The sequence below is a fragment of the Streptomyces sp. NPDC051218 genome, from assembly GCF_044455475.1.
GTDB lineage: Bacteria > Actinomycetota > Actinomycetes > Streptomycetales > Streptomycetaceae > Streptomyces.
In genome coordinates, this window is the sequence record NZ_JBITEU010000002.1 from 420,047 (window position 1) to 437,854 (window position 17,808).

20 protein-coding genes are annotated in these 17,808 nt (G+C 72.0%); 7 read left to right on the forward strand and 13 right to left on the reverse strand.

The window, feature by feature from the left end:
* From ACIBCK_RS08290 to ACIBCK_RS08315, 6 genes are all read right to left on the reverse strand, one after another.
* Nucleotides 1-1,008: a Ku protein gene (locus ACIBCK_RS08290; protein WP_399387928.1), complete on the reverse strand. Its 1,008-nt coding sequence runs from the start codon at nt 1,006-1,008 to the stop codon at nt 1-3.
* 84 nt (nt 1,009-1,092) lie between these two features.
* A complete protein-coding gene (locus tag ACIBCK_RS08295) occupies nt 1,093-1,749 on the reverse strand; it encodes an endonuclease (RefSeq protein WP_399387929.1) in 657 nt (218 codons plus the stop codon).
* Between the two features lie 16 nt (nt 1,750-1,765).
* Entirely contained in the window at nt 1,766-2,107 is a 342-nt protein-coding gene (locus ACIBCK_RS08300; RefSeq protein ID WP_399387931.1) for a hypothetical protein, read from the reverse strand.
* Between the two features lie 84 nt (nt 2,108-2,191).
* Entirely contained in the window at nt 2,192-2,680 is a 489-nt protein-coding gene (locus tag ACIBCK_RS08305) for a flavin reductase family protein (RefSeq protein ID WP_399387933.1), read from the reverse strand.
* Nucleotides 2,681-2,694: 14 nt separating this feature from the next.
* Nucleotides 2,695-4,245: an FAD-dependent oxidoreductase gene (locus ACIBCK_RS08310; RefSeq protein WP_399387934.1), complete on the reverse strand. Its 1,551-nt coding sequence runs from the start codon at nt 4,243-4,245 to the stop codon at nt 2,695-2,697.
* A gap of 162 nt (nt 4,246-4,407) precedes the next feature.
* On the reverse strand, nt 4,408-4,587 hold the full coding sequence (locus ACIBCK_RS08315) for a hypothetical protein (RefSeq protein WP_399387936.1): 180 nt from the start codon (nt 4,585-4,587) through the stop codon (nt 4,408-4,410).
* Nucleotides 4,588-4,831: 244 nt separating this feature from the next.
* On the opposite strand from ACIBCK_RS08315, the gene ACIBCK_RS08320 reads away from it, so the two are divergent.
* Nucleotides 4,832-6,373 (forward strand): SDR family oxidoreductase, encoded by a 1,542-nt coding sequence (locus ACIBCK_RS08320; RefSeq protein WP_399387938.1) that lies wholly within the window; start codon nt 4,832-4,834, stop codon nt 6,371-6,373.
* 245 nt (nt 6,374-6,618) lie between these two features.
* On the opposite strand, the gene ACIBCK_RS08325 is transcribed toward ACIBCK_RS08320, so the two are convergent.
* On the reverse strand, nt 6,619-7,569 hold the full coding sequence (locus tag ACIBCK_RS08325) for an SDR family NAD(P)-dependent oxidoreductase (protein WP_399387940.1): 951 nt from the start codon (nt 7,567-7,569) through the stop codon (nt 6,619-6,621).
* A 190-nt stretch (nt 7,570-7,759) separates the two neighbouring features.
* Between ACIBCK_RS08325 and ACIBCK_RS08330 the strand changes: the two genes are divergently transcribed.
* Nucleotides 7,760-8,320 carry a rhodanese-like domain-containing protein gene (locus ACIBCK_RS08330; RefSeq protein WP_399387942.1) on the forward strand — a complete coding sequence of 187 codons (561 nt, stop codon included), beginning with the start codon at nt 7,760-7,762 and terminating at the stop codon, nt 8,318-8,320.
* A gap of 18 nt (nt 8,321-8,338) precedes the next feature.
* On the opposite strand, the gene ACIBCK_RS08335 is transcribed toward ACIBCK_RS08330, so the two are convergent.
* From ACIBCK_RS08335 to ACIBCK_RS08350, 4 genes are read right to left on the reverse strand one after another with little or no spacing between them, the layout of a single operon-like run.
* Nucleotides 8,339-8,923, reverse strand: a complete 585-nt coding sequence (locus ACIBCK_RS08335) for a hypothetical protein (RefSeq protein WP_399387944.1) — start codon at nt 8,921-8,923, stop codon at nt 8,339-8,341.
* Nucleotides 8,907-10,118: a DUF6286 domain-containing Asp23/Gls24 family envelope stress response protein gene (locus ACIBCK_RS08340; protein WP_399387946.1), complete on the reverse strand. Its 1,212-nt coding sequence runs from the start codon at nt 10,116-10,118 to the stop codon at nt 8,907-8,909. The genes ACIBCK_RS08335 and ACIBCK_RS08340 overlap by 17 nt, the downstream gene beginning before the upstream one ends.
* Nucleotides 10,115-10,300, reverse strand: a complete 186-nt coding sequence (locus tag ACIBCK_RS08345) for a hypothetical protein (RefSeq protein WP_399387948.1) — start codon at nt 10,298-10,300, stop codon at nt 10,115-10,117. Before ACIBCK_RS08345 ends, ACIBCK_RS08340 begins: the two co-directional genes overlap by 4 nt.
* Before the next feature lie 60 nt (nt 10,301-10,360).
* Entirely contained in the window at nt 10,361-10,882 is a 522-nt protein-coding gene (locus ACIBCK_RS08350; RefSeq protein ID WP_399387950.1) for an Asp23/Gls24 family envelope stress response protein, read from the reverse strand.
* A gap of 283 nt (nt 10,883-11,165) precedes the next feature.
* Between ACIBCK_RS08350 and ACIBCK_RS08355 the strand changes: the two genes are divergently transcribed.
* The 4 genes from ACIBCK_RS08355 to ACIBCK_RS08370 all read left to right on the forward strand — a co-directional run bounded on the left by ACIBCK_RS08355 (nt 11,166) and on the right by ACIBCK_RS08370 (nt 13,267).
* Nucleotides 11,166-11,690 carry an RNA polymerase sigma factor gene (locus tag ACIBCK_RS08355; RefSeq protein ID WP_399388880.1) on the forward strand — a complete coding sequence of 175 codons (525 nt, stop codon included), beginning with the start codon at nt 11,166-11,168 and terminating at the stop codon, nt 11,688-11,690.
* A complete protein-coding gene (locus ACIBCK_RS08360) occupies nt 11,681-12,343 on the forward strand; it encodes an Asp23/Gls24 family envelope stress response protein (RefSeq protein ID WP_399387952.1) in 663 nt (220 codons plus the stop codon). The genes ACIBCK_RS08355 and ACIBCK_RS08360 overlap by 10 nt, the downstream gene beginning before the upstream one ends.
* Entirely contained in the window at nt 12,340-12,687 is a 348-nt protein-coding gene (locus tag ACIBCK_RS08365; protein WP_399387954.1) for an Asp23/Gls24 family envelope stress response protein, read from the forward strand. The genes ACIBCK_RS08360 and ACIBCK_RS08365 overlap by 4 nt, the downstream gene beginning before the upstream one ends.
* Before the next feature lie 76 nt (nt 12,688-12,763).
* The gene (locus tag ACIBCK_RS08370; protein ID WP_399387955.1) at nt 12,764-13,267 is read left to right on the forward strand and encodes an SRPBCC family protein; all 504 of its coding nucleotides are present in this window, start codon (nt 12,764-12,766) and stop codon (nt 13,265-13,267) included.
* Nucleotide 13,268: 1 nt separating this feature from the next.
* Here ACIBCK_RS08370 and ACIBCK_RS08375 read toward each other — a convergent pair whose 3' ends face one another.
* Together ACIBCK_RS08375 and ACIBCK_RS08380 are read right to left on the reverse strand one after the other, a co-directional pair.
* Nucleotides 13,269-14,861: a purine-cytosine permease family protein gene (locus ACIBCK_RS08375; protein ID WP_399387957.1), complete on the reverse strand. Its 1,593-nt coding sequence runs from the start codon at nt 14,859-14,861 to the stop codon at nt 13,269-13,271.
* A gap of 131 nt (nt 14,862-14,992) precedes the next feature.
* Nucleotides 14,993-16,468 carry a UDP-N-acetylmuramoyl-L-alanyl-D-glutamate--2,6-diaminopimelate ligase gene (locus ACIBCK_RS08380; protein WP_399387959.1) on the reverse strand — a complete coding sequence of 492 codons (1,476 nt, stop codon included), beginning with the start codon at nt 16,466-16,468 and terminating at the stop codon, nt 14,993-14,995.
* A 586-nt stretch (nt 16,469-17,054) separates the two neighbouring features.
* On the opposite strand from ACIBCK_RS08380, the gene ACIBCK_RS08385 reads away from it, so the two are divergent.
* Nucleotides 17,055-17,792 (forward strand): chitinase, encoded by a 738-nt coding sequence (locus ACIBCK_RS08385; protein WP_399387961.1) that lies wholly within the window; start codon nt 17,055-17,057, stop codon nt 17,790-17,792.
* Nucleotides 17,793-17,808 lie beyond the last annotated feature (16 nt).

Below are 17,808 nucleotides of genomic sequence, written 5' to 3' on the forward strand. Positions count from 1 at the left end.
CTAGGAGGCCTTGGGCTGCCGCACGCCGCGTAGAGCCTCGATCAGCTCGTCCCGGTTCATGGACGAGCGGCCGGGGACATCGGCGTCGGCGGCCCGGCGCTGGAGCTCGGCCTTCGTCAGTCCGTCGAGCTCCGCCTTCTTCGTGCCCGCGCCCTTCTTCGCGTGCGAACCCGCGGACTTTTTCGAACCTGGGGACTTCTTCGACCCCGCGGACTTCTTCGAGCCTCCCGGCTTCTTCGCCCGGTCCACGCTTGCCTTGAGGGCATCCATGAGGTCGACGACGTTGGTGGACTCCGCGGCCGGCTCCGCCTTCTCGACCTTCTCGCCCTTGCGCTTGGCGTCGATGAGGGCGGCCACCTGCTCCTGGTAGGTGTCGTGGAAGTCGTCGGGGTTCCAGTCGATGCGGAGCGTGTCGACCAGCTGGCGTGCCATCTTCAGCTCGCGGTCGGTGACCTTCGTCTTCCCGGGCAGGTCGTCGATCTCCTTGCGCGGGTCACGGATCTCGTCGGCCCAGTGGAGGGTGTGCAGCGTCAGGAGACCGCCCTCGGCCTTCACCGCGACCAGATACTGGTGATTGCGCATCACGAACGTGGCGATCCCTGCTCTGTCCGCCTCGGCCAGAGCCTTCTCCAGCAGGGCGTAGACCTTGGCGTACTCCTTGCCCTTCGGGCCGAGGTAGTAGGTCTTGTCGAAGAAGACCGGCTCGATCTCCTCCAGGTCGACGAAGCCCGTGATCTCCAGTGTCTTGGAGCGCCCCGGCGCGATGTCGTCCAGCTCGTCCGGCTCGACCAGTACGTACTCGTCCCCGGCGTCGTAGGCCTTGACGATGTCGTCGAGCGCCACTTCGTCGCCGGTGCGTTCATTCACCCGTTTGTTGCGCACCCGGTCGGACGTGCCGCGCTGCAACTGGTGGAAGCGGACGGTGTGGCTGTCCGTGGCGGTGAACATCTGCACGGGCAGGGAGACAAGGCCGAACGTGACGGTCCCGCTCCACACCGGACGTGCCATCGCTGCGTCACCCCTTTCGGTCTCCTCTCATGGCACACCGGGAGGGGGCGTGGCGCATCCCGAAGAAGAGGGCCCCGGGACACCTCACGAGGCGTCGCGGGCGGCCTCCGCCAGCTTCCGGTCGAGGGCGGCCCGGACGAGCGCCGCGGCGGTCACGCCCGCCTTCTCCTCGCCCGCGAGCCGCAGCAGCGCGGACGTGTCCCGGGGCAGCCCGAGGCGCTCGGCTCCTTGCAGCACCTTGGCGTCGAAGCGGGGCGCGTACTCGGTCCACACGTCCTGCACCTCGCGCAGGAAGATGTCCGCGCCGGTGGGCCCGAGGCCCGGCACTTCACGCAGCAGCCGTTCCAGGGCCGCCGCGTCGCCGTCGGCCTTCTCCCGCAGCCTGCGCAGGTCCCCGCCCCACTCGTCGAGCACGATCCGGGCTCCGTCGCCGAGCTGGGTCGCGGTCCGCTCGTCGTAGCGCCGGTAGCCGCCCCGCCCCAGGGCGTCGACCCGCTGCTGCCAGGTGGCGTCGGCCATCTGCCGCGGACCTCGCATCCCGGCCTCGTACAGCGCACGGGTGCTCGCCACCGCTACGGATGCCCGGATCCGGGCGCTGAGCAGGCAGGACAGGACGAGCGTGCGATAGAGCGGCTGAGGGGTGTCGGTCAGTCGGATGCCCGCCTCCGCCGCGTACGTCCGGCCGGACGTCCTGAGCAGTTCCCTCATCACAGCCTTCTGAGCAGCCTTCTGACCGGCCATGTCCACCCTTCCTCGTTCAGTGCCGCGGGCCTTTGTGGTCCTGGTGACGGTGGTGCAGGGCCGAGAGGACGGCCAGGGCGAGAAGGGCGAGGAGAGCGAAGAGGATCGCGAGGCCCGCCAACGCCCATGGGCTGGGAGGTTTGCCGCTCACGGAACGCGTCGCCCACACCCCGAAGAGCACGGCGAGAGCCAGGAAGAGCGGTGTGTAGAGGTAGGTGAGCAGGTGGCGCAGACGGTGGGCGCGGTGCGTGTGCGGCCCGGCGCTCGTCAGGCCGGGCTCCGGCCGCGGGCGTGACTCCGTCTGCGGGTCCGACTCCGTCTGCGGGTGCCCGCGGCGGCCGGGGCGTTCGCCTTTCATGGCTACCTCCAGCAGCTGAGGGCGCAGGCTGCCGTGAGTCCTTGTCAAGCTCAAGGATAGTCCTGCCGGGCCGCCCTGCCGGGATCATGCCGGATGGCCGGGGGAGAGGTCGGTGACGTCGCTCAGGCGCAGCAGCTCCCCGTGCGGCGGCGGGTCCGCGCCGGCTTCCACCGGCGTGAGATGAAAGCCCACGTGATCTCCCCAGTCGGCATGCCGCTCGATCCTGCCGACCCACCAGGCGCAGGAGTCCATGAGCACGGGAGCCCCGCCCGTGCGCGGCTCCCAGCGGACGTCGGCGAACTTGTCGACTCGCTCGCCGCACTCGCCACCGAACAGTTGTGCGAGTCGATGCTGGTCGCGTCCGATGAGATGCACGCCGAGGAACGCGGCGTCCCGGGCCACCTGATACGTGTGGTTCGCCCGGGACAGCCACACCACGAAGCGAGGCGGCTTCAACGCGCACTGCGAGGCGAAACCGACCAGGCAACCGGCCGGCGCACCGCCCTCGGCAGCCGCCGTCACCACGTACATCGGGTAGTCGAGGCGGTCGGTGAACCCGTCGACATCCACCACGGCGTCCACCTTTCCTAGGCCGGGGAATCCGGGGTCTCGCGCGGTTCCAGGGGATGTGTGGCGGGGCCGTGCAGGACCGAGCCGTCCGTCGCGAAGCGTGAGCCGTGGCAGGGGCACTCCCAGACCCGCTCCGCGTCGTTGAACTGCACCAGACAGCCCAGGTGGGTGCAGCGCGCGGACAGCGCGGTGGCGTTCCCGTCCTCGTCGCGGTACACCGCGCAGCGCTTGCCCTGCAGGCGTACGACGGCTCCGCTGCCCGGGGGGATGTCGGTCAGCGAGTCGACGTGGCTGGTGTGCAGCCGGTCGCCGATGAAGTGCTTCGCGGCGGACGCCTGGTAGGAGGCGATGCGGCCCGCGTCGCGGACGGGTGGCAGGCGGCGCGGGTCGTACAGATCGGTCCAGGCGGGCCGTGGTCCACCCGCGATCTGGGCGGTGAGCAGGCGCCCCGCCATCACGCCGTTGCTCATGCCCCAGCCGCCGAAGCCGGTGGCGACGAAGACGTGCTGGGTGCCGGGGTGGGCATGGCCTACGTACGGCAGCTGGTCGGCGGAGTCGTTGTCCTGCGCCGCCCATCGGTAGGCGTCGCCCTGCTCGGCGAAGTGCGGCAGATGCTCGCGCGCCCAGGCCTCCAGGCGGTCGAACCGTCCGCGCACACCGCCCGCGCCCGGCTCGAACGACTCCCCGGTGACGATGAGCAGCCGTCGCCCCTCCTCGTAGGGGGCACTGCGCAGCGAACGCGTCCCGCCCTCCGGGGTGATGTACATGCCCGTGGGCGCCGCGTCCGAGGGCACGGGCGCCGCGATCACCAGCTCCCGGTGGGGCTTGATACGGGTGAAGAGCAGGGTGCGGTCGAAGACGGGGTAGTGCGTCGCGATGACCGTGTCGCGTGCCTCGACCGTGACACCGGATTCCGTGGTGACCCGGCACCGGGCGCCGTCATGCAGGTCCGTGACCCGGGCCCGCTCGAAGATGCGTCCCCCCTCGCGGGTGATGTGCTCGGCCAGGGCAAGGAGGAACTTCCGTGGATGGAACTGCAGTTGGCCCTCGACGCGTACCGCACCCGCGACATCGAAGGGCAGCTCCGTCTCGGTCACGAAGGACGCGTCGAGACCGGCCCGCCGGGCGGCATCCGCCTCCTGCCGCAGCTCGTCGACGCGTGCGGGGTCCTGGAGGTAGGTGAAGGCGGGGGCGCGCTCCAGCTCCGCGTCGATGCCGAGCTCGGCGCAGAGGGCGGCGGTCCGCTCGACCGCCTCCTGCTGCGAGAGGGCGTAGAGCCGGGCGTCGTCCGCGCCGTGCTTCGCCTCGATACCGGCATAGATGAGGCCGTGCGCCGCGGACAGTTTGGCCGTGGTGTAGCCGCTCACGCCCGCCGCGATCCGGTCCGCCTCCAGGACGACGACGTCCAGACCGGCGCGGACCAGGTCCCAGGCGGTGCAGAGACCGGCGATACCGCCGCCGACGACCACGACGTCCGCCGTCAGATCCGCGTCGGGTGCCGGATACCCGGTGCCGGGCGTGGTCGCCATCCAGTACGACTCGTCAACTGTGCGGCGTGGGGTGGTCATGTCTTCTCCTGGGGGACCGGTGGCACGTGGTCATCACTGCGCTGATGGGGACGGGTACCCCCGGCGAGGAGTCTCAGTGATCGGGTATCCGCCTCGGACGTACTGCCGAGGGGCGCACCCAGTAACTGGGTACGCCCCTCGGGGGATCACGCGGTCCGCGCGTCAGACCAGGTCGTCTTCCATGCCCTGGCGGTGCTGCGCGCGAGCGTCGCCCGCTTCACGCTCCTGCTGGCGGCGCTGGCCCGGCTGCGCCGGGTCCTGCGGGCGCTGACCCCGCTGCGGGGGCTCCTGGCGCCCGGGGGTCTGACGGGACGGATCGGCGGACCGCTTTTGCTTGCCCATGAGTTCACTCCTCGTGAGGGCGGATTGGTTTTCTCATCGTGGCACGCGTCGTAACTCACTGCATGTCAAGCGATTGCATAGCGTGATTATGCCTGGTGGGGGAGGGTATGGAGGCCGGGTCATCCGTTCCGTCCGGCGGCCGAGCACGCCGAGCACCGCGGACCGCCAACTAGCTGGCCGTGCGCGGCAGGACGCCCCCGGGAGATGGTGGAGCCGAGGAGTTACCCGAGGGCCGGAGGTTCCCATGGAGAGCGGCGAAGGCGCGCAGGGGCTGCGTTGTCTGGTGACCGGAGCGACCGGATACATCGGCGGGCGGCTGGTGCCCGAACTGCTCGACGCCGGGCACCGGGTGAGGTGCCTCGCCCGCTCGCCCGCGAAGCTGCGCGACCACCCCTGGGCCGGGCGGGCCGAAGTGGTGCGGGGCGACGCTTCCGACGCCGAGTCGATCGGCGCGGCCATGCGGGACATCGATGTCGCGTACTACCTCATCCACTCGCTCGGCACCGGCCGCGGCTTCGAGAAGACGGACCGCACGGCGGCCCGCATCTTCGCCGAGCAGGCCCGCGCGGCGGGCGTGCGGCGCGTCGTCTACCTCGGCGGGCTCATCCCCGCCGGAGTCCCGGAGGAGGAGCTGTCGCCGCATCTGCGCTCCCGGGCCGAAGTGGGCCGCATCTTCCTGGAGTCCGGCGTGCCGGCCACCGTGCTCCGCGCCGCAGTGATCATCGGCTCCGGCTCCGCGTCCTTCGAGATGCTGCGCTACCTCACCGAACGCCTGCCGGTGATGGTCACGCCGAGCTGGGTGCGCACCCGGATCCAGCCGATCGGCGTGCGCGACGTCCTGCGCTATCTCGTGGGCAGCGCCACCATGCCGGACGACGTCAGCCGCCCTTTCGACATCGGCGGCCCCGACGTCGTCACCTACGCCGACATGATGCGCCGGTACGCGGCGGTGGCGAAGCTGCCGCACCGCCTCATCCTGCCGGTGCCCATGCTGTCCCCGCGCCTCTCCAGCCACTGGGTCGGCCTCGTCACCCCCGTACCGGCGTCGATCGCCCGGCCCCTCGCGGAGTCCCTGCGGTACGAAGTCGTCTGCCGCGAACACGACATCGCCCGCTACGTCCCCGACGAGCCCGGCGTCCCGATCGGCTTCGACAGGGCACTCTCGCTGGCCCTGGAACGCGTCAAGGACGCCCAGGTCAGCACCCGTTGGTCGTCCGCGTCGCTGCCGGGCGCCCCCAGCGACCCGCTGCCCACCGATCCCGACTGGGCGGGCGGCAGCCTCTACGCCGACCGGCGGGAACGGACCGTGGACGCCTCGCCGCAGGCCCTGTGGCGCGTCGTGGAAGGCGTGGGCGGCGACAACGGCTGGTACTCCTTCCCGCTCGCCTGGGCGGTGCGCGGCTGGCTCGACCGGCTCGTCGGCGGGGTCGGCCTGAGGCGGGGACGCAGGGACGCGCAGCGGCTGCGGGTGGGGGACTCGCTGGACTTCTGGCGGGTCGAGGAGATCGAACCGGGGCGGCTGCTGCGGCTGCGCGCCGAGATGCGGCTGCCGGGCCTGGCCTGGCTGGAGATGTACGCGGAGGAGGACGGCGAGGGCCGTACCCGCTACCGGCAGCGGGCGCTGTTCCACCCGCACGGCCTGCTGGGGCACGCGTACTGGTGGAGCGTCTCGCCGTTCCACGCAGTGGTCTTCGGCGGCATGGCCCGCAACATCACCCGCACGGCCGAACAACGCACTGCGAAAACCGCCGCCACAGCGGCTGCGGAGCCCACCCGGGAGTCGTGAACCCCTGACGTCCTCCGGCGCTGGGGGCGGCGGTGTGCGCCGCGGGCGGCTGTGCGCGACGCGGGCCGGGGCGTCCCGCTGTTCGTGTACGGCGACGGGCCAGGGGAAGCGCTTCGCCCCGGGCGGCGGTTGCGTGCGCCCCGGCCCCATCGCCGAACTGGCCGAGGGCCGCGACCGCTTCGGGCAGGCTCGCGGCGCTCGGCCGGCTCGGTCCTGCCGCGCGCAGAGCTTTCGGCCGGACGTTCCTATCCGAAGCCGAGTTCGGGGTCCGTGCCCGTCAGTTCGCAGCTCGCGGCCCACAGGTGAGCGGCGACGGCCGGGTCGGTCATGTGTGCGGGGACGGGTTCGAGGCGTGGCCGGCCGCGCAGGCCGAAGGCTCTCGGCCCCCACAACTGACCTCCCCGTACCTCCGCGTCGAGAACGGCACGCACGACGGGCCACGCGCCCGCGTCCTTGCCCTGCACCAAGAGCCCGGCGGGCAAGGACCGCAGCCGCTCGCCGGGGGACGTCGCGTGTACCGGTGGGCGGGAAGGGGTGAGGGAATTCAGGGCGCCGCCCGGGTGGGCCACCACACTCAGCACCGTGCTACCGACCGCACGCAGGCGGCGGTCGAGTTCGAAGCCGAAGCACATCTGCGCCAGCTTCGACCGGCCGTAGGCGCGCTTGGGCCGGTAGTCCCGGGAGGACTGCAGATCGCCCAGGTCCAGCCGCTCGGAGCGCGCCGCGAAGCTGCCCACCGTCACGACGCGGCCCGCCGGAGCCGAGGACAGCAGGGGAGCCAGCCACTGGGTGAGCGCGAAGTGACCGAGGTGGTTGGTGGCGAACATCAGCTCATGCCCTTCCTCGGTCTCGCGCCGCGGCGGGTCGTCGAGCGCGACCCCCGCGTTGTGGACCACCGCGTCGAGATGCGCGAGATCCAGTCCGTCCACGGCGCTCTTCAGGGACGACAGGTCGGCGACGTCAAGTCGCAGGTGCCGCAGCCGTGCGCCGGGGACGCGCGAGCGGATCGACGCCATGGCGGCGTCGGCCTTCGCGGCGTTGCGGCTGCCGAGCACGACGACGGCACCGGTGGCGGCGAGCTGCTCCGCGGCGAAGTAACCGATTCCGGCGTTCCCCCCGGTGATCAGGAAGTTCCTGCCCTCGGCGGTCGGCAGCCGGTGAACGTCCCACGCTCGGCTCTGGGATACGGAATTCACGGTGGGCTCCTGGCGTTCGGGGTGGCGTGCTCAGGGGGAGCACCGATCGACCCGCCCAAGGTCGCATCCCCCACCGACACACCGCCGACAGATCAAGGTCACCGCCGACATGCGTCCGACGCCCCCGCCGGGCGGCTGATCGCCCCCGCGTCGGAGTGAGAGCCTTGGCTCGACGAAAGGACAGCACCACATGACTCCCCCCACCGATCTGGCCCCCGCCGAGGCGGCCGCACGCCTCGACCGCTACACCGTCATCGACGTCCGCAGCCCCGGCGAGTACGCCTCCGGCCACCTGCCCGGAGCCCACAACATCCCCGTCGATCACCTGCACATGGCGCTGCCCGAGCTCAAGGCCGCCGCTGCCCGTGGCGAGCTCCTGATGGTCTGCGCCTCCGGGAAGCGCTCCGCGTCCGCGTGCGACGAGCTGGCCGCCGCCGACATCCCCGCCGCCACCCTCGCGGGCGGCACCACGGCCTGGGCCGAACAGGGCCACCCCCTGCACCCCTCGGAGGGCGCGCCGACGGCTTGGCCGATGGAGCGCCAGGTGCGGCTCGCCGCCGGGGCTCTTGTCGTCCTCGGTTTCGCCGCCGGAACCCGCTTGCGGCCCGCGCGCTGGCTGGCCGCGGGTGTCGGCGCCGGCCTCGTCTTCTCCGCCGTCACCGACAGCTGTGGCATGGCCGCCGTGCTCGCGAGGCTTCCCCACAACCGCCCTCGCGCCACTGACCTCCGCACCACGCTGGAAGCCCTCTAGCCTCCCGGCGTTTCAGCTTCAGCGAATGCGCCGCACCCGGTGCCGCCGGGTCGTGAGGCGAACGTCCGCCTCCAGGACGCGGGGTCCGGTCGCCGCCCGTGCCTCCGCGATGGTGCCCCGGGCGAGCTCGCGCAGCACCGCTTCGGGGGAGCCGTCGGGCTCCAGGACCAGCGTGATGCGGGCGTGCAGCCGCCGGGGGCGTCCGAGGAGTCGTACGTGCGCGCGGGCCACGCCGTCGACGGCTCGGGCGCGTTCGGCCATCGCGGAGGCCAGGGCCGTGGCGGAGAGCGTGATCCCGGGCTGCCCGAGCGGGAGTTCGCGCAGCCGGCCGGTGCGGATCTGGGCGGCCGCCCAGCAGAGGAACAGGACGGCGAGGAGGGCCAGCGCGGCGATCACGACGGGCGGCCACCAGCCGTGGTCACGCCACCGGCCGAGCATCTCCTGGTCCAGCCACACCCGGTCGGCGCCGAGGCGGGGCAGGGACGCCGGCAGCCGCTCGCGGACGGGAGCGACGCTGGAGGCCAGAGCCGCCCCCAAGGCCAGGAGAACTGCCGCCGCACAGAGCAGAGTCACCCGGTTCGTGCCACTACGGAGTCGGCTCATCAGAGACACTCCTCCCCCTCGCGCCGGCCCCGCTCCCGGGCTCGGCACCACTCCTGGGCCCTGCCCTGCTCCCGGGCCCTGTCTCAGCCCCGGGCCCGGACCCTGCCTCGGGTACGGACCCGCACCCGGGTTCTGCCGCGGGCTCGCTCCCTGCCCCGGACCCGGACCGTGCCTCGCTCCCTGCCCCGGACCCGGACCGTGCCTCGCTCCCTGCCCCGGACCCGGGCCCGCTCCCGGACCCTGCCCCGCTCCCTGCCCAGGGCTCTGCCGAGGCCCCGGCCCCCGCAGGGTCGCGCCAGCCAGGTGCCGTGCCTAGGCGCACGCGCAGCCGCAGTGGTCCGGCGAGGCCGAGTTTCGCTGTCGTCGTGTCGGCGGCCTCGGTCATCGCCCGGCGCGCACCCTTCAGCTCGCCGAACTCGAGCCCGGCGCGCACCCGCGCCGTACGGCGGCCGACCTTCACCCGGACCCTGCCGACGCCCGGTACGCCGGTTACGGCATCCCGCAGCAGGACCGCGACCGCCCGCCGGTCCAGGGCCGCGCGCACCCCCGGCAGCGGCGGCCTCATCGGGAGGACGCCGCGACGGCCCGGCGTGAGGGCGAGGGCCAGCAGCCAGACGCCGAGCGCGAAGACGGCGATCGCCACGAGGACGCCCGAGGTCGTGCCGCCGTAGGGCCCGTGCGTGCCGAGCCACTCCATCAACCGGACCCGCCATCCTGCGGGAGCCTGGCCGGCCGCGTGCACGGACACCACGTCGTACAGCAGCACCCCGCAGACCGCGGCGGCGAGCACGGCCAACACCCCGACGGGCAGGCGGCGTTGAGACCAGGGGCGGTGCGCACGCCCAGCGACCTGCCCGGCGGCCTCGATGGGCGATGCGGGCCGCTCGCGGCGGGACAGGCCCCGGGACAGCCCCCGTACGCGAATCCGCGCCGAGGACACGGTGAGTCCGGTGAGCCGCTCCGTGCGCTCGGCGACGTGCGACCGTACTCTCTCGCCCGCCTCGTCGAGCACGGCGGGATAGGCCAGCGTCACCGTGACGCCGACCTGCGCCCGCCTGCCGCGCACGGCCGCCGAACCCCCCTCGACCTCGACCGCGCCGGGCGCGAGCGCCTCCGTCGCGGCGCGCTGCGCGATGCGGCGCACCGCGCGGACCGCGACGGTCGTCGTCCCGCGCTCCGCCGCCGGCGTGGTCACCGCCGCTCCCGGTCACGCCCGCCGAGGAAGGCGCGTATGTCCGTGCCGTTGTCGACAAAGCGCCCCAGGACGAAGCCGACCGCGCCGAGCGCGGCGACCAGAAGGAATGCGCCGAAGCCGCCGAACCACCCGGCGAATCCCAGGGCCATGCCCGCCATGAGGCCGACCAGAGCTGTGCTCACCACTCACCTCACACCACAGAAGGGGATCGTCACGTTTTGCCCGCGGGGCGGCGCCCCGCCCTACTCGACGCGGGTCTCGGCGCCGGAGTCCGCGCTGTCGTCCTCGGGCAGATGGACGTCGTTGACGGCGACGTTCACCTCGACCACTTCGAGCCCCGTGATGCGCTCCACCGCCGAGATGACGTTCTCGCGCACGTCGTGGGCGACGTCGGTAATGGGCACGCCGTACTCGACGACGATGTCGAGGTCGATCGCTGTCTGCCGCTCACCGACCTCGACCTTCACCCCACGGCCGACGTTGGGGCGCCCGCCGGGAACGCGGTCGCGCACGGCGCCGATGGTGCGGGACAGGCCGCCTCCCATGTCGAAGACGCCGGGGATCTCGCGGGCCGCCATGCCGGCGATCTTCACGACCACGACATCGGCGATGGACGTCTTGCCCCGCGTCGCCGCGGGCTGCGCCGCGCCGGTGGCTCCGCTGACGGTGGTGGCTCCCGGAGTGGTGCGGCGAAGCTCACCGCCGAGGTCCTTCTCGGTGCTGCCGGGTGCTGCTGTGTTGGAGGTGAGGTCCTGCGTCGTCATGGTGGCGTCTCCTCGTCGTCGGGTTGTCCACCTCTTCATCTGCTCCGACCCGAGTACCCCGGCTCCGTTACGCGCCTCGCGGGAATTTCCCGCCCCGGCATGTAGCGTTCCTGGGCCGCGTAACGCGGCGGGCCCTTCGTGTGTCGTAGGAGCACGACCGGAGTGAGAGGAGCCGCGTGTGCCGGGCGACCGGGGCGGAACAGCCGAGGAAGCGGACGCGAAAGCCGACGAAGCGGACGCGAAAACCGAGGAAGCGGACGCGTCGTCCACACATGACGACGGACTGCTCGCCGTGCGGGCCGCGGAGGGCGACGAGGAGGCCTTCGAGGCCCTCGTGCACCGGCACGCGCCCATGGCGCTGCGCCTCGCGACGCGCCTGCTGGGGAGCCGCCCCGAGGCGGAGGACGCCGTGCAGGATTCCTTCGTCAGCGCCTGGCGCAAGCTGCCTGAGTTCCGCGGGGACGCGCGGTTCGGCACGTGGATCTACCGCATCGTCACCAACCGCTGCCTGAACCTGCTGCGCTCGCGGCGGCCGGTCGTGGCCCTCGACGCACTGCCCGAGCCCGCCGCGCCGGAGCACGAGGTCTCGCCGGCGCGGGCGGCCGAAGGGTACGCCGCCGTGGCGGACCTGGGCCGGGCGATGGCGGGCCTGTCGCCGGAGCAGCGGGTGTGCTGGGTGCTGCGCGAACTCGACGGCGCGTCGTACGAGGTCATCGCCGAGACGGTCGGCATCAGTCCGGAGGCGGTCCGCGGCCGTGTCTTCAGGGCGCGGCGTTATCTGACGGAGGCGATGGCCGCATGGCGATGAACGGGGAAACAGGACGGGACGACGAGCGGGAGGCGGGCTTCGGAGTGCTGCCCGAGGACGAACTGCTGCCCTGCGGGCGCGAGTTGTCGCACGTATGGGAACAGCGCGAGGCGGGCGTGCCCGACCCCCACGCCGACGGCTGCCCGCACTGCACGCAAGCCCTGAACGCCCTGCTGCGCCTGGAGGGGATCGTCACTCAGGCGCGCGACACGGCGCCGCGGGAGCAGGACACCTCCGCGCTCGCGGGGCGTGTCATGGACGTGGTGCGTCTGGAACTGCGGCCGGGCAGGACGCTGCCCCTGGGCGACGAGGACGAGGACGCGTGGATCGTGGAGGCCGCCGCGGCCAGGACGGTCCGGGCCGCGGCGGAGTCGCTGCCGGGCGTGCGTGCGGGCAGCTGCCGCATCGAACCGCTCGACGAGCCCGCGCCCCCGGCGCCCGCGGGCCGCCTCGCGCGCGGGCCGGTCAGGATCCGGATCGAGGTGCAGGTGCCGCTCACGTGGCACCTCCAGGAGGTCGCGGACCTGGTGCGCGACCGGGTGCGTGACGCGGTGGACGACGAGCTCGGCATGCGGATCGCGGTCGTCGACGTGACGATCGCCGACGTCATCGATGATGCCGGTGGCGACAGCACGGAAGGGCGGCGGCGATGAGCGAGCGAGACGTTGCGCGCAGGGTGGCGGAGGCCGTCATAGAGGCAGTGCTCGGCACCCCGGGTGTCGCCTTCCTGCGGCCGGGCCTCGCGGACCTGCTGCGGTCGTCGGCGGTGCTGCGGCGCGGCCTGCCCAGCACTCCGCCGGGCTCCGCGGGAGTACAGGTGCGGCGGGAGAAGGACACCGGGTCCTTGAGCGTGGAGGTGTACGTCGTCCTGCACCGGGGGCGCCGGAGCCTGGACGTGACGCGGGAGGTGCGTTCGGCCACGGCGAAGGCCGTCGAGCGCGTGACCGGTGAGCCTGCCGTCCCGGGCATCACCGTCACGGTCACCGGCCTGGTCTGAGGCCCTCCTCCGTGGGGGAGGGGCTGACATTCGTGCTACTGGTGAGTAAGGTCGCGGGTCGAGGAACGGAGTTGCCATGACCCGCACGTTCACAGTGTCCCGCAGCATCCTGGTCGAGGCGCCGCCTCGGACGGTGTACGAGCAGGTCAGCCAGCCCGCTCTGATGGGGCGCTGGAGCCCCGAGAACCTCGGGGCGACCGTGCCCGGAGGTGAGGCACCCGCCGCCGTCGGCCTGGTCTTCGACGGTCACAACAAGCGGGGCCCGTTCCGCTGGACCACGCGCTGCACGGTGACCAAGGCCGAGCCGGGGCAACGCTTCGCCTTCCGCGTGCACGCGATCGGACTGAAACGCCCCCGGCTGCGTGCGCCCATCGCCACCTGGGAGTACTGCTTCCAGGAGAGCGAGGGCGGCACCAAGGTGACCGAGACCTGGACGGACGACAGGCGGTCCTGGCCCACCTTCGTGGCCAACGCCTTCGACCGTCTCGCCACGGGCGGGCGCACCTTCGCGGTCTTCCAGGTCGGCAACATCGACAGGACCCTGAAGAACCTCAAGCGGGAACTGGAGGAGGCGGACTGAGCTACGCCCGCACCGTCGCGGAGCGTTCCTCGGGGGCGCCGCCCTCCGGTCCCGTGATCGGAGCGACCGGTGTGTCGGCCGCGCGAACCCAGCGCGGCCCCTCGGGCCCGAACACCCCGCGCGGCTCCGGGAACGCCCCGAGCAGGGCGAGGTGGAGGACCGCCGCGACGGCCGCCCCCAGCGGAAGGCTGATGTCGGCGCCGTTCGCGAGGTCGCCGAGCGGCCCGACGAACTGTCCCGGAATGTTGGTGAACAGCACGCCGGTCACCGCGCCGGTCCACCAGGCCGCCATGCCGCGCCAGTTCCAGCCACGGGCGAACCAGTAGCGGCCGCCGTGCTGCCTGCGCGTGAAGACCTGCAGCGCTTCGGGGTCGTACCAGCCGCGCCGGGTGACGTAGCCGAGCATCATGACGATCATCCACGGCACGGTGCAGGTGATGATCATCGTGGCGAAGGTGGAGATCGCCTGGACGAGGTTGAACCCGAATCGGCCCACGAAGATGAACGTGATGGACAGGACGCCGATCAGGACCGTGGCCCGCACGCGGCTGAGCCGCGGGAACACCGAGGAGAAGTCCAGGCCGGTGCCGTACAGGGCGGTGGTGCCGGTCGACATGCCGCCGATCAGCGCGATCAGACAGACCGGCAGGAAGTACCAGGCGGGCGCGATCGCGAGCAGACCGCCGACGAAGTTGGGGGCCGCCGGGTCCATGTACTTCGGCGCCTGCTCGGCGATGATCGCCGCCGTCGCCAGACCGAAGCCGAACGGCAGCACCGTGGCGACCTGCGAGAGGAAGGCCGCGCCCATCACCTTGCGGCGGGGGGTGTCGGCCGGGATGTAGCGCGCCCAGTCGCCCAGGAAGGCGCCGAAGGAGACCGGGTTGGACAGCACGATCAGCGCGGCGCCGATGAAGGACGGCCAGAACAGGTCCTGGGTCGCCCGGTCGGCGTCCGCGGTGAAGATCCCCGCGTACGAGGGGTCGAAGTCCCCCGCGAACGCGACGAGGCCGAGCACGAACAGCAGGGTCGCCGCCACCACCGCGACCTTGTTGACGAGCAGCATGAAGCGGAAACCGTAGACACACACGGCGAGGACGAGAGCGGCGAACACCGCGTACGCGCAGCCGTAGGCCACGTCACTCTCCGGCACCCCGAGCAGCCGGTGCGCGCCGCCGATGAGCGCGTCGCCCGAACTCCACACCGACAGGGAGAAGAACGCCACGGCGGTGAGCAGCGAGAGGAAGGAACCGACGATCCTGCCGTGCACGCCCAGATGCGCCGACGAGGAGACGGCGTTGTTCGTGCCGTTGCGCGGCCCGAACACCGCCATCGGGGCGAGCAGCAGCGCACCGATGAACAGCCCGAGGAGCATCGCCGCGAGCCCCTGCCAGAAGGAGAGTCCGAACAGGATCGGGAACGCCCCGAGCACACAGGTGGCGAAGGTGTTGGCGCCGCCGAACGCGAGACGGAACAGGTCGAGCGGCCCCGCGGAGCGGTCCGCGTCCGGGATGCGTTCGACTCCGTGCGTCTCGACCTCGGTGACGGACGGAGATGGCTCCTTGGGCACAGGCGGCTCCCTGGGTGACAGCACCATGAACGCGCCAGGTGCTGTGGCGGAAAGTGCAGGGACCGTAAACGCCGTGGTCCCCGCCGCACCAGTGCCCGATTCGCACTGCGCGAGCCGACGCGGTGGATGAATCGCACACCCACCCGCGTGAACCGCCCCTACAGCGCGTCGAGTTCGCGGATCACTGTCATGTCGTCGAAGGGGATGAGCTGTTCGCCGACGATCTGGTGCGGCTCGCTGCCCTTGCCCGCGACGAGCACGATGTCACCACGCCGTGCGGCGGTCAGCGCGCGCGAGATCGCCGCGCGGCGGTCGGCCACCCGGTGGAAGGGGGTCCCGGTCGACGCCAGGCCGGGAACGATCTGGTCCAGGATTGCCTCGGGATCCTCGCCGCGAGGGTTGTCCGATGTGAGGACGCACAGATCGGATCGACGGCCCGCGATCTCGCCCATCTGGGCCCGCTTGGTGATGTCACGGTCGCCGCCGCAGCCGAAGACGGTGATCACCGACCCGGTCGCGAAGCCGCGGATCGTGGCGAGGACCTTCTCCAGCGAGTCGGGGGAGTGCGCGTAGTCGACGATCACGCAGACCCCCTGCGCGGTGGTGAAGCGTTCGAGCCGGCCCGGAGTCGGCGGCATCCGGTCCAGGGCTGCGACGAGGGCGGGAAGGTCATGCCCGAGCAGATGGCACGCGGCGAGGGTGGCCAGGGCGTTCGACACCGAGAAGCGGCCCGGTATCGGGATCGCGGCGGGGTACTTGCGGCCGTCGTGGTGGAGCGTGAAGCGGGTGCCCGCCGCGTCCACGGCCAGGTCGCTCGCCCGGTAGTCGGCCGGTGTGTCCAGGCCGTAGGTGGTCACCGCGCCGGGCATCAGGGCCATGATCTCGGTGCTGACAGGGTCATCGGCGTTGACCACCGCGCGGTCGCACAACTCGGCGAAGAGGCGCAGCTTGGCGTTCTTGTAGTGCTCCATCGTCCCGTGGTCGTCCAGGTGGTCCTGGGTGAGATTGGTGAAGACGCCGATGTCCACGGGTACATGGTCGAGGCGCCGCTGCAGCAGACCCATGGACGTGGCTTCGAGCACCACGCTGCTGGTGTCCCGGTCGCGCATATGGCCGAGGAGGTAGTGCAGATCCGGCGACTCGGGGGTGCTCAGGACGGACCGCGGCATCGGGATCCGCTCCGTGCCGATCCGGCTTCCCGAGGTGCCGATCACCCCCACCTTCGCGCCCTCGGCCAGCCTGAGCGCCGACTCGATCATGTACGAGACGGAGGTCTTGCCGTTCGTCCCGGTGATCGCCACGACGTCCATCGCGCGGCCGGGGTCGCCGTAGTACCGGGAGGCGGCGAGCGAGGCGGCCGCCCGTGCGTCGGTCACCCGCACCACGCACACGTCCCGTCCGGCGGGCTCCACCTCCGGCAGCGCGCCGTCCTCGCAGAGGACCGCCACCGCCCCTCGTTCCAGTGCCAGGCCGATGCCCCCGGGTCCGCCCTCCTCGTGGCCGGGAACGGCGACGTACAGCGATCCTGACGCCACTTGTCCGGCGTCGAAGGTCATTCCCGCGGTGACCGGGACGCCCGGGTCACCGTGCAGAACGTGGTGGTCGTGTCCGTCGAGCAGTGCGCTGAGCTTCACAACAGTCCCCTCGAAGGCGGTCCGGGCACACCGCGCACGCCCGGCCGGAGGGGCGGGGCGGGGCGACGGCGAACCGGAATCCGCGGTGATACGCGTTGGGCGAGCTGGCCCCGCAGGGGGATATCTGCGTGCGGCCCGAGGGCCAGGACGGCCGAGGGCGCTACCCGCGCGCCGCGCGGCTGGTCGCAGAGGACCGGATCCGGGTCGCGGAGGGCTGATCACGGGTGGCCGGGCGGAGCAGGGACCTGCCCGACACCGCTTCAGTGTACGGCCGCGGGGGCCGGCCACGGACGTACCGGAATACGCCCGGCGATCTCCGCCTCGGCTCCCCGTCAACTGTGAGCATGCGAAAGGGTATTGACGCGGACCCGTCACTCGGTATGGTCTAGTCCAACGGTAGGAGCCATTCCGGGCAGCTGCAGCTCCCGGTCGCCGGTGCGATCACTGGTGGGTTCCTGTCGCGCCTCTTCGCGCCCCACCCCCACCCCCCACTCGCGTGCGAGAGACGAACCCGCATCCTCCCCCCCCACCACGTGACGGGCGGCCGTGCACCTGCATGCGCCGGCCCGCCAAGGAGTGATCCCCCATGCGTCTTCGTGTCCTTGCCGCGCTGACCGCGACCGCGTCGGCCGCCGCGCTCACCCTGCTGACCCTCGCGCCCAACGCCTCCGCGGAGAAGGCGGAGTCCGGCAAGCGGGCGGCGGCGGAATTCCTCGTCAGCGAGGCCCAGTTCAACCAGATGTTCCCGAACAGGAACTCCTTCTACACCTACAGCGGTCTCACGCAGGCGCTCAGCGCCTACCCCGAGTTCACCCAGACCGGCAGCGACACCGTACGCAAGCAGGAGGCCGCGGCCTTCCTGGCGAACGTCAGTCATGAGACGGGCGGTCTGGTCCACGTCGTCGAGCAGAACACCGCCAACTACCCGCACTACTGCGACAGTTCCCAGCCCTACGGCTGCCCGGCGGGCAACGACAAGTACTACGGGCGCGGCCCGATCCAGCTCAGCTGGAACTTCAACTACAAGGCGGCCGGCGACGCCCTGAACATCGACCTCCTGAACAATCCCGACCTCGTGCAGAACGATTCGGCCGTGGCGTGGAAGACCGGCCTCTGGTACTGGAACACGCAGAACGGCCCGGGGACCATGACGCCGCACAACGCCATGGTCAACAGCGCGGGATTCGGCGAGACGATCCGCAGCATCAACGGAACCCTGGAGTGCAACGGAGCCAACCCCGGGCAGGTGCAGAGCCGGATCGACAACTACACCAAGTTCACCGGCATCCTCGGCGTCACGCCGGGCGACAAGCTCAGCTGCTGACGGCCCGGACCGCCCA